Source organism: Sulfitobacter sp. HI0129, from assembly GCF_001635395.1.
Taxonomy (GTDB): Bacteria; Pseudomonadota; Alphaproteobacteria; order Rhodobacterales; family Rhodobacteraceae; genus Sulfitobacter.
Genome location: NZ_LWGH01000937.1, coordinates 1 through 410, shown reverse-complemented (window position 1 = coordinate 410; position 410 = coordinate 1). Strand labels below are relative to the sequence as shown.

General features: G+C 71.7%; 1 protein-coding gene. It reads left to right on the top strand.

What is annotated here, in order from left to right:
• Positions 1–24: 24 nt before the first annotated feature.
• A partial coding sequence (gene tilS, locus A3764_RS21085) for a tRNA lysidine(34) synthetase TilS (protein ID WP_236628283.1) occupies positions 25–410 on the top strand: 386 nt, incomplete at its 3' end.

The following is a 410-nucleotide window of genomic DNA, read 5'->3' as shown; positions in this document are numbered from 1 at the left end:
GCACTGCTGCACCTGTTGCATGACATGGCCGACACGCGCGGCCTGTCGCTGCGCGCGGTCACCGTGGATCATGGCCTGCGCGCAGGCTCCGCCGAGGAAGCCACCGGGGTCGCCGCCTGCTGCGCGGCGCTGGGGGTTCCGCATGACACCCTGCAATGGGCCGATTGGGACGGCTCCGGCAACCTGCAGGCCGCGGCCCGGGATGCGCGCTACCGGCTCATGGCGGATTGGGCCGCGCGCCACGACATCGGGGCGATTGCCCTGGGTCATACGGCGGACGATCAGGCAGAGACTTTCGTGATGCGGCTTGCCCGGCGCTCCGGCGTGGACGGGCTGTCAGCCATGGCGCCCCATTCCGTGCGCGCGGGTATCGAATGGCTGCGCCCGCTGCTGGGCATCCACCGCGCGGA